We start from the raw sequence: 12704 nt of genomic DNA, 5'->3' as shown, positions 1-12704 counted from the left end.
CTCGATCAGCGCGCAGGTATTGCTGCAACTGCCGAGGCGGCAGAAGAATGGGTGGATGAGGTGCTAGCTGGCGGAGCGGCTGCTGGTGAAACGGCCGCCGTGGCGCCATTGCGGCCTTGCGAGACAATAATCTCAACCCGGCGGTTCTTGGCCCTGTCAGCCGCCGTGGCGTTGCCGGTCAGCGGCTGGCTATCGCCGCGGCCGATGATTTCGACGCGGTTTGCCGTTACACCGCCGGCTTGCAGTACATCTGCGACCCTGGCGGCGCGTTCTTGCGAGAGCGTCTGGTTATCGGGAAACTGGCGCGTCTTGATGGGGCGGTTGTCGGAATGCCCGATTACCTGTACTGTCCCCGTTACCTTGGCAATCTCACCCGCCACCTTGTTCAGCAGCGGCAGGATCTTGGCGTTCACCGTCGCTTGCCCGGGAATGAACATATCGTCGCCTTTGAAAGTCACTCCGCTGTGGCTGGCATCCTCATCCACCGTGACCTGGCCGCGCGCGATTTCGTCTTTCAATAACTGGGCTAGCTTTAATGACGCCGCCAGAGGAACCGCGGGCGGAGTCATTTTTCCGATCGCGACGATATCCGCCTCGACCGCATTACCCTGCACCATCAGTTGATACTTGTACCAGGCAAACAGGCCGAATAAGAGCAATGCCAGCAGCGAAGCCGTGGTCCAAACCGGAATGCTGCGCAAGAGTTTGAACTTGCCCACTCCCTGCCCCTGCCAATGCGCGGACAACTCCCGCGGTACGGCCTCACGGCTGGCCGTCAGCATGGTCAGCAAACGGTGTCGGATAGTTTCCAGCTGCCGCCGGCCATTCGGATCGGTGCTGTACTGTCCCTCGAACCCCAGGCAAAGTATGTGATACATCAGCTCCAGCAAGTCGATATGCTCTTCCGGCTGCGTTGCCAGACGCCCTATCAACAGAAAAAATTTCTTGCCGCCGTCGACATCGCCGTGGAATGTGCTGGCTAGCATTTGCGACGACCAGGCCCCAACCTCGCCGGCATGCTGACTGCCGCCCCAATGCGTGCTGTTGGCAGCTTCGTCGAGTGCGGTACACAAGCAGTAGCTGGCCGTGGTTACATGCGCACGTTTGATATCGGCCTTGCCGCACAAACTCTGAAAGCCGATCACTTCACGCTCCAGCAGCTGGCGAAAGACCGGCACTTCGGTTGCCTGATCCAATGTCTTCGGCATCTGGGCCAGCGTCAGCAGCAACGGCTTGGCGGCTTCGAGCAGCGGATTGCGGGCAATTTTGATACGTGCCAGCCGATTGACCTGTTCTTCGGTCGATTCGGCGGCGGCACTGACGATGTTTTTTATTTGAAAATCGTCAAATGCAACATCGTCAGATGCGCCAATCGCTTGCGATGCATAAGCTGGAGAATTCATGCTGCCGGTCATATAGTCAGTCTGCTCTTGATAGTTGATAGGAAATTTTTGATGCATGGAAAATCAGAGAAAATGAAAAAGCTATGTCACGCTGCGCCGGCGGCATGACCGGCAGCAATCATGCGAAATGGATTAGCTGAATCTCACCAGGCATTCGATCTGCTTCATGCAAGCTGATTTGGATCCCGCAGCTTAAAAGGCGCAATCCCGATCCGGTCGACCTCAATTACGGCCAATGGGTGTGACTGCAAACGATTGAAAAACATCGGCACGGGACAAGAGTTACTCTATCCGATTTGCATCTTGCAATTTGTCAGAGATTGTCATGGCTTGGGCGTTTCGCCGTCGTGTTAGGCACAGTAAACGGCGGTCACGGAGAGGCCGCGGACATGCCCCGATACGCTGGCAGCGCCCTATGCGCGCGGGGTGCCGGCGTTGAGCCGAGTTTATCCGGGAGGAGTTGGAAGGTGTGATCGCGACAATGTCAGAGAATGTCAAGCCGGCAAAAAAGCGTAAATCGGCGTCGATACTACTTCGGGTCTGATACATACGCCGGTAGGAACAGCGGGCAATGATGCTGACTTGAGATCATCGGAATGCCGATTCACCGCATCTGAAAATTCACTGAGATGCGGTGTCTCTCCTGCTGCCGCATCACTGATCACGGCGCCATGCCTCAAATGTAATCGGATGCTTGCTGTTGGCCTTCGTGACATGAACGGGATCAAGCTCCAAGGCATCCCCTTTAGGATCGAAGTTCAGATGCCAGCTTTGTACGATTTCCTTGTGGAACAACCAGTCGTGCCGCTTCGCGTCGTAATGAAACGTAATGTAATCAGTCCAGTGCTGACCGCAGGCAACGCTATGCTGAACAGTGAAATAACGATCCTTGATTGCCAGTCCATTGTCCCCGCTATCTGTGAACGGGTCGCACTGCCCTCCGTCGTCGGCGCGCATTACAAGCGTGTCATTCCTTGCCGCAAGGCTGAGCGTTCCGTCGGGATTCTGGATGAAGATAAACAGGGGGCGCGGTGAAGGTTGCTGCCTCGTATCGACAGGATGATGAATGACCACCAGATAATCCTGAAGATTATTGTCATTAAGCTGACCCACTGCGTAGCTCAATACCTCATATCCTTTCGGAATAAGCCTAGTGATGTTTGCTGGCAATTCGGCTGCACGAAGTGCGGCAGAGGCGAACAGTGCGAGAGCAAGAATGTATTTCATGTATCTGACGGGAATTACCACTGATGGGATATTTTTCTTCATAATTAATTATGATTGAATATCATTCATGCCCATGCAAATTAAAAAATTCTTTTTGCTCTTTTTCTTCAATGAAATTAGACGCTGCAGCAGTAGCGCCATAAAAATCTTCTTTGCAAGTTAGCTTTGAAATTATTTTTTGGTTCTTGATAATTTCCATTGTCGTGTCGCCTTTAACCGGATCGCTCAAAATATAGTCAACACCATTGTTTTCAAACCAAATTACGGTTGAAGCGTTGCTCGCTCCCCACATCTCTGCGCGATTAAATTTTTTAGATAAATCCTTCTCAGTAGCCTTATAGCTTAATTCAATTTTTTTTGGCACTCCAAAACGATATTCCAAATAAGCGGAGCTAGATTCTTTGGGTGAAGCGCAAAAAGAAATAATCTTTTTGCCTGTTCCACAAGAATAGAAAACTTCTTCGCCCCTCTCACAATTTGAAATTTTAGTATTTGCATGACCTTGGCTCATTGAAAAAATAAAAATCAATGAGAGCGAGATTTTGTTTAGAAAATTATTCATATTTTACGGTAATTTTTAATAAATATCCACGCTAGTAACTGATGTTGAATTCGTTATCAGCCCCCGCAAGTTGAATGCATTGCTCTTAACGCAATTTGACAAAATACCAAGTCCCGAGTCACGCGAGGTTGACGGAGAAACCGGCCAAGCCCGAGCTCAGCGAAATTCTGCGCTTGATCGCTCGCCTCGTCGGATTCCTTCGCCGCAAGAACGACGGCGAACAGGCGTGAAGACGATCTGGCTTGGTCTGAAAGAGGTTCATGTCGCTGCCAAAACGTTGCGCGGCCGGTGGTCGGCCAGCGATGCCGTTACTTTTGTATAACGAAGTTGGTCTAAACCGATTATTTACATTCCGGATTTAATTTTGCACACACGATAAAACCCCCATTTTCATTTAACTTGAAATGGTTGACATTTTTCACTTTACTTGACATGGCACCTCTTCTTTCATATGTCGTTATCAAATAATTTTTACTGATATCGAAAGTTACAATAGATGTGCCATCCATTTTTCCGACCATCTCTTTTGAAATTAATTTGTTATTCCTGAAAACATAAAGATAGTAAATATTTACATCTGTTTCCGCTCTACCGGCAAGAATAATTTTTAAATCATTTATCGATGGCATAAATAAAACCGTATCCATACTCGAATCGATTTGATTTCTCAACTCACTTCTCACCGTATTGTCAGGATATGCATGGAAGCGGTCACCACATTCATCTGCCTTGCCTGTACCGCCAACACATTGATAATATTTATCAAATACGAACGGTAATTTCGTATCGACAATGACTTGGGCTCCGCCCTTATTTACATGCTTAAGACATTTCTCAGAAAAATTCTTATATTTGTTCGCATCAATATTTAATTTTTCAGGATGTTCATCATCCTTGGTTATGTCGTAAGCACTGCTTTTATTCGTATCCAAGACAACCCATCCAATCGATACCTGTTTGTTTGGATTATCAGCTGCAACGAACATTCTTACCTTGTAAACTCCGTTGTCATTTTCAGTAAGTTCGACAGAGATATCTTTTTTGTTCATCTCCGTTTTTATATTTGAAACTATTAAGCCCGTCAGCTCGGCCTGACAGTCTAAAATGCCAGGCTTGTCTGCGGCTTGACACGCTACAGAAATAAAAGCAACTAAAGCAAACAGTATTGAGCGCATATCTACAACCTCTGCAAATTTATTTGAACGAATTCACGATTTTGGGAACCACAGCAGCCAAGGTTTTTTTGTATAGCTCCTGCTTGGTTGCATCAGTTGAAAACCATCGCGCATAGTTTCCGTCATGCCCATCCTTGTATTTGGCGACATATTCCATGCCTACTTTGACTGACGATACTTTAACAAATTGTTTCTTTTTGTCAGTGACTTGAGCATTTCCTCCTGCCCCACTTAGCCCCGCTCCTTCAAATGCACCCCACAAACCAGTTGGCGCTTCGCTAAAGTACGGTCCATTCCATCCGTAGTATGGGGGACTGCCATGCGATTCCATGCCCGGCGTTCCACACTGTTTATACTGTTTTGATTTGAAATGCGCGGTCTCGACCCGATACATCCTCTCGACAACTTCAGCTGTGTCTTTTCCATATTTGTCATAGATGTAACGCAGTGCTTCTTTGGCGTCATTCTCGTCGAACTCGTGTTCCGTTCCTTCCACTTTCACAGCATTTTTTGCAACGCCGCCACAAATGGCCAATTGCGTCTTCCCTTGCTTTTTTGCTAGCTCCACGATGCTTTCGCCATTTGCGGCGGCAGCCGATTGAACAAAGAATTTATCCAATTGATAGCTGGCTTGAAATTCCCGTACGTCGAAGTGAACCCAGGTTGTAGCACCGTCAGAAGTGGCTTCAAGTGATATCTTGTTCCGGTTGACCCATCTGTTCTGTGCCCCAAGGTGTTTCACGAAAATATCTTTACGGATTTTCTCGATGCCGGCATTTTCCGTTCTGATCTTTTCCCCATCCTTTACAAACTGGACATCGAGAGCACGTCCCATATGATTAACGGAGGTGCGACTATGCTGGCGATTATCGTCAATACAACGATAGCCCGAGCTTATCGTGAAGACGGAATAGCCAAGTTTGGTTTCTTTCAAATAGAACTCGGCAGCTCTGAGCGCCCAGAGCAGACTGCGATGAATACCTGGATATTCGTGTGCGTTTCCTTCGATACGACCGCTACCAAAGCCGCCGCAAACATGGCACTTGCACTTCATCTGGCTAAAATGGGGAGCAATTGGATAGCTAGTCATGAAGTCATCCAACGCTTTCAAAACTCCTCCACATGCGCGACCTGTCTCGGCAACTCCCATATAGTCACGCTGAAACTGTTTTATGCAGGTCTCGGTTAGATCGGTGAATTCATCGGTAGGTAGAGCGCCGCCAAAGCCCGCCAGGCGAATGTTGATCTCCTCAATCAAAGATCCCTTATCGCCTTTTTTGATGCAATTACTTTGATCTTTGCATATTTGAAAATTAGCCTTTGGGCTGCCAGAGTCTGCACTCCGGTCCGAAGCCAATTTTTTTAAATCATCGGTGTTATTTTTAGTATCCTTGCTGTTTGAGATCGGCACAGATTTTTCGTTTTGTTTATGATCCGGATACCCGCCACTTTTTGCCCCAGATGCTGCAGGCAATTGCAAAGGTAATTTGATTATTTGCCCAACGCCAATGCTATTTGCATCTTTAATATTATTTAACGCAGCAAGTTCTTTTACTGTGGTGCCGTGCTTGCGAGCAATGCCATCCAAGGTTTCGTCGGATTTCACGGTATAGGTTTTGCGCTTATATACCCCTTTTTCGCCTTCGTGTTCGACTAAATCCATGTCGAACATCACTTTCGAACTCTTTAGCTTGAACGCCAAATTTGCGGAAGTCATCTGGATGGTTTTGATGAGTTTCAGCTCTGTGTTTTCGAATTTTTCCACATAGATATGTAGTTCATCATCTAAACGGCCTGTGATCTTTTCAATTTCCCCATTTGCGTTCGTCACACCTGACGCGATGATGGTCTCTCCTCTTCTTACTTGATATTTTAAGGATTTGATTGGGGACCTTAATAAATCAATCAGGGTAATCGTCGCTTGACTTTGTTTATTGTCACTCACCATGTCTGCCCTCCCTTTCCGTTCTCATTTACCGCATATGTCTTATTTTGGTAATGGGTTCTGCTTTGATCTGAACTGGCATCAAGGATTTCCGTCTCTGAATCCCATTCATCTTGTTTAGCGCCGACCATGACTTTGGTTTTTTCTGTTTGTTTAGAATAAATTTGTTCCGTTCGCCCATGTTCATCCAGATTACCAGTGATCACAGTACCGCTGGATAATGCTTTGTAGCCCACTTGTCCAAAGTCGTGATAGAGAAATAAATCATAGACATCTAAGCGATTGCTAAATGATCCCGATTCCAACTTGAATGGCAAGCTCGGTAACTTTACTGGCACACTCCGGGGACCCGAAAAGTTATGCATAGCGGCGTGAGCCACATAGCTGCCGTTAGTACCGTGCTCGATTCCTCCTGCAGTGAATTTGGTATAGCTGCCGCCGCCATTGATTACGACTTCTTCCTTCGCTGTGATGCTGATCCGATTGGCGGTATGTGTAATGCTGAGTTTGGCGAGAAGATTGACGCTGTCTTTCAGCGCCTGTATATCGATGTCGCCGCAGGCCGCAATCAACTTCATTCCGGCTTTATGGCTGAACAGCCGTATCCCGTTCTTAACACTTGCCAATAACCGTCGCCCAACTGAGAGACTCAAATGCTGCCCACTGGTCAGTGCTATATGATCGCCGCTGGCAATATGCGTTGTTTTTGATGTTGTAGTCTCAATTCCTGCCGGGCTGGCCAGAATCAGATGCGGTTCTGTCAGTTCCGGGAAGCTGCCATCCTCTCGGTTGCCACCGGATCCTTTAATTGCGTCGTTCTGCGCCTTAAGAACTTTGACGACGTCGCTCTGGCCTCCGACATGCTCCTGCGCCTGATGCTGCTGAGACAGATCGGCCAGGCTCTCATGCTGATCGCGTGCATGCGTCAGCTGTTGCACGCTCCCTCCCATGTCAGTGATATGCCGTTGGGCCTTGACCCGTGCTTCTGTCGTAATCAGCAAGCCGTCTTTGGCGCGAATCGCTCCATGACCATCGGTGCGCAGCTCAAAGCCTTCCCCCCGCGGATCTTTGCGGCCGGCGTTGTCTTCTATCCGGGTGATATGCCCCAAACTCAGCTGGCTGTGCTGATGATCGCTCTTGAGCTGGCTCTGGATCTTGCCTTCGGTGTCGTCCATCACCAGATGATTGCTGCGGCCGCCGGCGGCGTTGCCGCCTTCCTTGTTCAACTCTCTCGATCTGAAACCGGACAAGGCGCTCTGGCTGGGCAAGGCCCAGGGCGGCAGGTTCATCTGGTTATAGACCCGGCCGGTACATAGCGGCAGGTCGGGGTCGCCGCCGATAAAGTCGATAATGACTTCCTGTCCGATGCGCGGCAGATGCATGCCGCCAAGCTGATTGCCTGCCCACGGCGCCGCTACACGCACCCAACAACTGCTGTTCTGGTCGTTCTGGCCAAGACGGTCCCAGGGAAACTGCACCTTGATCCGCCCCAACTCGTCGGTCCAGATATTTTGCCCTTCCGGTCCCACCACTTTGGCAGTAGTTGGGCCGTGGGTGAACGGCTTCGGTGTGTTGCGCTCTGGGCGAAAGCCTTCACGCGTCGGCTGCGCTGCAAAATCGACTTGTATCCGATATTGTTGGCTACGCAGACTACCCACTCGCTGGGTTTCCTGCGCAATCTCTTCGATGGTAAAGGTGGTCGACAGGATCAGGTATTCGGTATTGGCGGCCTCCATCGGGTGGCGTTTGAGGATAAACGTGCAGCCGGGCACCATGCCGCGTATATGGCCTGAACCCTGGGCACGGTGGCCGGGGCTGCGCAGTGCCTGCATGCGCAGGCGGGCAATGAAATCGCCTTCAGCCTGCGGATCGTTGGCGTTTTGGGTTGCGGCTCCGCCTGCCCCTGCCCGAGGCTGGCTGTAGTGGGCGTCGGCATGCCATTGATACACCTCTTGTTTATTTTGCGCGGTCGAGCGCGGGTCGCTGCGGGTTGCCGTCAATTCTGCCTTGGGCCGCGTGTAGTCGTAGTCGCGCGTGGTGTATTGACCTGAAGTCAAATTGTGAGCAGGGACGAAGGCGTGAATGGTTTCTTCGTCGATGCGCTTGCCTTCAGTATAGAAATCAAGGACGTGATAAGCGCTGCTGGTAAATTTTTTGTGCGCACCTGTGCTGTCGATTAGCACTAGCCTATGCTTACCGTCGCTATGCTCAAAAAAATAATTGATGCCCCATTCTTCGCACAAACGGCAAAAGAAGGCATAGTCGGTTTCGTTATATTGGGTCTGATAATCCCGTGTTGGGTAGCTCTCGATTAGGCGCTTGTCGACCGGGAAGGAATAGCCGGCCAACAGGCTATCGAGCAGTTCGACCACCGTCTGATCCTGGAATATCTTGCAATTGCTGCGCAGCGTCGCCAGGTGCAACCATGGCCGCAACGTGACTTCGTAAAAAACATACCGCCCTTCTTCACGCAGCAGTCTGGCAGCCGTGATCAAGCCGGAGATCTCACGCGTGCCGGCGCCGACGTTGCCCAAACCGCCACCGACCGCGCCGGAGACAAACGTGCCGTCGCCTTCCAACGCGATTGCGACGGTCAACTCCCGACCGATGAAATCATCCAGATTGAAATTGGCGGCTTTATCGCTCAAGTGATTGAGTGCATCCGGTGTTTTCAGTATCAGCTTGTAGTCGAATAGCGTGTTGATGCCTTCCGTTCCTGACAGACTCACCGGGATTAATGCAGGTTGACCCAGCAGTTCAGGGATCGCGCTGCTCTTGGCACTTAGCGTGCGGGGGGAATTCAACATTGCTATTTCCTAAAGTATCGAATATCGCTTGCGTCAGATAGGACTCAATGGCATACAGTGAAGCTATTTATGCCCATCAGCACGCTGCCGCATTCAGTTTTGCAACCGGTCAAGGTGGCTGCTTTACCATCAATCGTAAAAGTAGGATGCCCTTCGACAATCTTGTTAATGCCGTGCTTGGGACAACTAACCTGATCGCCGACGCGTGCAACCGGCTTACCATCAATCAGATGGCTTTCTGAGCCGGAGAGAACCACGCCGCCATGATCGGTGCTGTCGCCGACGACAATAATGTACAAACTCATTTGTCCCGCACTCCCCATAATTCAACGCGCAATCCCGGAAAATCCCCTGCCACATGCATGGCGAGGCCGCCATATTTGAGAATGTGCTCCCACATCGGGCCATTGCGCCCCAGCTCGTAGTACACAAAGCCGGCATTGAACGGAATCTGGCGCGGCGGCACCGGCAAGGCGGACAGGCCGAGTCCTGGCAGATGGGAGCGGATTAATTCAGGCAGGCGGTCGGATGGCCCTAGCTTGCTTTGCGCGGCAAACTGCTGCACCAGTACATCGGGCGGCATGTTGGCTGCGACGGCCAGCACCATGGAGCCGAAACTTTGCAAGGTGGACGGATCAATCACCGCCAGACGCACGCCGTGCTGGCGGATTTCGAATTCAATGCGTTGCGCGCTGCGGACCAGCACTTCATTAAGCATCGCATGCACATCGTCGACCAGTCCTTTGAACGTATGGTCAGGGTTCACATGCCTATATTCCGAAACGGGCTTGGGCCGACGGGTACTGGTGCGCACGAAGGTAGAGAGATCGCCGGCAAAGGCTATCAATAAGGTGTATAGCGCTTCCGGGCTGCTCTCCCGGACTGCAAGCATATGATTCAATAGTGGTTCATAGCGATTCAAGATTTGCAGCAGCAGATAATCCGACACTTCTGCCGCATCCGAAGATTTGCCGTCAGCCCCCGTCAGGCGCGCAGCCAGTGTTTCAGCGCGAAGGTGGGTCAGCCCTTGAATCTTGGTTACCCAATTGGTCAGCAGATCGCTGGCGCCGTAACTTGTCACAGGCGGAATCAGGTTGGTATCGAGTGCCGCGCTGCCGTCCGAGCGCAAGGCCGTGACCTTGGCAATCGGCAGGCCGATCCAGGCGTCTGTCAGTTCTTTTTGCGGCAACAAGCGCAAGCGCAGCTGTGCCAACTGCACCAGCTTGGGACCCTGGCCAAGGGAATTGGCGTCGCGCAGTTCTTCGTCGGTGACGGCGTAACGCGCCAACGATCCTGGCTCATCGTCGAAGGTGGATTCTTCCGCGTTGGGGGTGCGAATCGGCAAGGCCAGATAGATAAGCTGTTCCAGATGTTCGGGCAAAATCGTCAGCGGCGGCGGTGGCGGCGTTTGCCCCGGCGTATCGAATGGCGTGCCGTCGGCGAAAACGCCGGCGCCGCTGGCGAGGACCAGCTTTCCAAGCGACAGCGATTCGGCGTCGATATTGTAGTGGCTGAATCCCCAGTAAAAAGGCGACAGCGGCACAGCACGCTTGTGTGCATAGGCTTCCAGATAGCGCTCTTGCTGCTGGAACAGCTGCGGGCGTAAAAACAGTCCTTCGGTCCAGATAACTTTATTGTGCCAGCTCATGCGTGTTTTCCGTCTAAATTTCGGTCTAGCGATCGTCTCGGTGAACAACCCGGAGATGATGGTGATTTATGTGCTACTTCATTTCTGTCAGCTTGATCGCGTTGCTCTCAAGTTTGATGTGCAATTTGATCTTGTTGGCCGGAATGGCGCTTCGATACCAGACTGCCTCCGGCGCAGGCGGCAGTTTGTAGACCACGCGCCAGTTCGAGTTCGGCAGATCCCGATATGCTGCCAAGACACCGATGGCCTCGGTACTGGGCGACGATTTTCGACGTATCGCCTGGTTGTCTCCAGGACGCAGAATATATTCGTCTTTAGCCAGCAGATCGCTGCCCAGCGTCACCTTGTCGCTAGACTGCAAAGAAAAAAAATCGGCTTCCTGAAATGCCGCATCGGATTTGAGTTCATAGATGCGCACCATCAACGGCGCCGCCCTGCTCTTTTCGTCAGGATTGACATCGCTACCGGCCTCGATGACCAAGTCGAGTTTGCTTTGCTCCTTGAGCGCGGGTTCACCGCTGCTTGCACAGGCGCTTAGCAGGAGCAATGCCAATACCGGAATGCCCCGCAAGCAATGCTGGAGAATTCGCGCGAGGGTCGCAACGGCATCGAAAAAAGAGAACGAAATCATCAGGTGCTTCTGCAAAAAATACATAGTGTTGGAGCCGCCGCTCTTCCCCTCACGCCGTAAAGACATGAAGGGATGGCGGCGGAAGTAGCGTGTCGTTGCGACGTCAGATAACGCGATCAGGACTCTTTGTTGCCCTTGATGTCGTAACTGGCGGTAATAGCGCCGCCGGAGCCGCCTTGCGCATTCTGCACGGCGTATTCCTGCGTCACTTTATTGAAGGACAAGCGAACCTTTTCCTTGATGCCTGCGGTATCTGCCTGGTTGCCGGAAGGCTGCACCATGGTGACGATGACGTCGTTCATGGTCAGCTTCAGGTATTCGAGCGGGTTGCCGCCGGCTTTGCGCACGGTCAGCTTGGCTTCTGCGATGTGCTTGCCGGTCAGGCAATATTTCATCAGATTCGGGCTGGCGCGATCGACATAGTGTTCGAATTCGAGATCTTCAACGGTTGCCTTTCCCGAGCCGCCGCCGCTGCCGGCATGCATGTCGGCTTCTTGCAGGATTTTCCAGGTCCAGTTGCTGACTTCGATTTCATTCTTGTGCTTGTCGTCCAGGCTCTCGCCTTCAATGCCGTTAATTTTTAGAAAAATATCTTGTGCCATATAGAGACTCCTTGTTGGTTAAGTTTGGATTGCGGTACAACACTAGAGCGCATAGCGCGGGATCATGCGGCATCGCTGCCGCCACCGGCCTGCGCTATGCGTTAAACATTACGCAGCTTGTTTAATCGACGGCAGTTTGGCCACCAGACGCAGCGATACGGTCAGGCCTTCGAGCTGGAAGTGCGGACGCAGGAAGAATTTGGCAGCGTAGAAACCAGGATTGCCTTCAATCTCCTCCACCACGACTTCAGCCGCAGCGAGCGGACGCTTTGCCTTGGTTTCTTCCGAAGAATTGATCGGGTCGGCATCGACATAGTGCATGATCCATTCGTTCAGCCAGCGTTGCATGTCGTCGCGCTCCTTGAACGCGCCGATTTTGTCGCGCACGATGCATTTCAGATAATGTGCAAAACGCGAGCTGGCAAACAAGTAAGGCAGGCGCGCCGACAGGTTGGCGTTGGCGGTTGCATCGGCGTCGTAATATTCAGCCGGCTTTTGCAGCGATTGCGCACCGATAAAGGTGGCGTGATCGGTGTTCTTGCGATGCACCAGCGGGATGAACCCGGCTTTGGCCAACTCTGCTTCGCGTCGATCCGAGATGGCAATCTCGGTCGGGCATTTGATGTCGATGCCGCCGTCATCCGTTGGGAAGGTGTGGCAAGGCAGGTTGGCAACCGTACCGCCGCTTTCCACACCACGGATCA

At 51.5% G+C, this 12704-nt stretch carries 11 protein-coding genes; all 11 read right to left on the bottom strand.

Features of this window, described 5'->3' with window-relative positions; translation table 11 throughout:
* Positions 1-5 precede the first annotated feature (5 nt).
* Positions 6-1460: a type VI secretion system protein TssL, long form gene (gene tssL, locus KHU33_RS00055; protein ID WP_230413961.1), complete on the bottom strand. Its 1455-nt coding sequence runs from the start codon at positions 1458-1460 to the stop codon at positions 6-8.
* Positions 1461-2057: 597 nt separating this feature from the next.
* A complete protein-coding gene (locus KHU33_RS00050) occupies positions 2058-2672 on the bottom strand; it encodes a hypothetical protein (RefSeq protein ID WP_230413960.1) in 615 nt (204 codons plus the stop codon).
* Positions 2673-2691: 19 nt separating this feature from the next.
* Positions 2692-3192: a hypothetical protein gene (locus KHU33_RS00045; RefSeq protein WP_211460488.1), complete on the bottom strand. Its 501-nt coding sequence runs from the start codon at positions 3190-3192 to the stop codon at positions 2692-2694.
* Between the two features lie 341 nt (positions 3193-3533).
* The gene (locus tag KHU33_RS00040) at positions 3534-4367 is read right to left on the bottom strand and encodes a hypothetical protein (RefSeq protein ID WP_211460487.1); all 834 of its coding nucleotides are present in this window, start codon (positions 4365-4367) and stop codon (positions 3534-3536) included.
* A gap of 19 nt (positions 4368-4386) precedes the next feature.
* Entirely contained in the window at positions 4387-6315 is a 1929-nt protein-coding gene (locus tag KHU33_RS00035) for a M23 family metallopeptidase (protein WP_211460486.1), read from the bottom strand.
* Positions 6309-9119 carry a type VI secretion system Vgr family protein gene (locus tag KHU33_RS00030; RefSeq protein ID WP_211460485.1) on the bottom strand — a complete coding sequence of 937 codons (2811 nt, stop codon included), beginning with the start codon at positions 9117-9119 and terminating at the stop codon, positions 6309-6311. The genes KHU33_RS00035 and KHU33_RS00030 overlap by 7 nt, the downstream gene beginning before the upstream one ends.
* Before the next feature lie 44 nt (positions 9120-9163).
* Entirely contained in the window at positions 9164-9424 is a 261-nt protein-coding gene (locus KHU33_RS00025) for a PAAR domain-containing protein (protein WP_211460484.1), read from the bottom strand.
* Positions 9421-10767 carry a type VI secretion system baseplate subunit TssK gene (tssK, locus tag KHU33_RS00020; protein WP_211460483.1) on the bottom strand — a complete coding sequence of 449 codons (1347 nt, stop codon included), beginning with the start codon at positions 10765-10767 and terminating at the stop codon, positions 9421-9423. Before tssK ends, KHU33_RS00025 begins: the two co-directional genes overlap by 4 nt.
* Before the next feature lie 73 nt (positions 10768-10840).
* Entirely contained in the window at positions 10841-11398 is a 558-nt protein-coding gene (tssJ, locus tag KHU33_RS00015) for a type VI secretion system lipoprotein TssJ (protein WP_211460482.1), read from the bottom strand.
* 116 nt (positions 11399-11514) lie between these two features.
* Positions 11515-12000, bottom strand: coding sequence for an Hcp family type VI secretion system effector (locus tag KHU33_RS00010; protein WP_211460481.1), 486 nt, complete (start codon positions 11998-12000; stop codon positions 11515-11517).
* 108 nt (positions 12001-12108) lie between these two features.
* A partial coding sequence (gene tssC / locus KHU33_RS00005; protein ID WP_211460480.1) for a type VI secretion system contractile sheath large subunit occupies positions 12109-12704 on the bottom strand: 596 nt, incomplete at its 5' end.

The sequence above is a fragment of the Collimonas silvisoli genome (assembly GCF_018305005.1).
Taxonomy (GTDB): domain Bacteria; phylum Pseudomonadota; class Gammaproteobacteria; order Burkholderiales; family Burkholderiaceae_D; genus Collimonas; species Collimonas silvisoli.
This window is presented reverse-complemented; position numbering and strand designations above follow the sequence as displayed.

Coding starts and splice junctions, on each gene's coding strand:
- KHU33_RS00030 (WP_211460485.1), bottom strand. CDS start 9,119: ATGTTGAATTCCCCCCGCACGCTAAGTGCCAAGAGCAGCGCGATCCCT.
- tssL (WP_230413961.1), bottom strand. CDS start 1,460: ATGCATCAAAAATTTCCTATCAACTATCAAGAGCAGACTGACTATATG.
- KHU33_RS00040 (WP_211460487.1), bottom strand. CDS start 4,367: ATGCGCTCAATACTGTTTGCTTTAGTTGCTTTTATTTCTGTAGCGTGT.
- tssK (WP_211460483.1), bottom strand. CDS start 10,767: ATGAGCTGGCACAATAAAGTTATCTGGACCGAAGGACTGTTTTTACGC.
- KHU33_RS00050 (WP_230413960.1), bottom strand. CDS start 2,672: ATGAAGAAAAATATCCCATCAGTGGTAATTCCCGTCAGATACATGAAA.
- KHU33_RS00025 (WP_211460484.1), bottom strand. CDS start 9,424: ATGAGTTTGTACATTATTGTCGTCGGCGACAGCACCGATCATGGCGGC.
- KHU33_RS00045 (WP_211460488.1), bottom strand. CDS start 3,192: ATGAATAATTTTCTAAACAAAATCTCGCTCTCATTGATTTTTATTTTT.
- KHU33_RS00035 (WP_211460486.1), bottom strand. CDS start 6,315: ATGGTGAGTGACAATAAACAAAGTCAAGCGACGATTACCCTGATTGAT.
- tssJ (WP_211460482.1), bottom strand. CDS start 11,398: ATGATTTCGTTCTCTTTTTTCGATGCCGTTGCGACCCTCGCGCGAATT.
- KHU33_RS00010 (WP_211460481.1), bottom strand. CDS start 12,000: ATGGCACAAGATATTTTTCTAAAAATTAACGGCATTGAAGGCGAGAGC.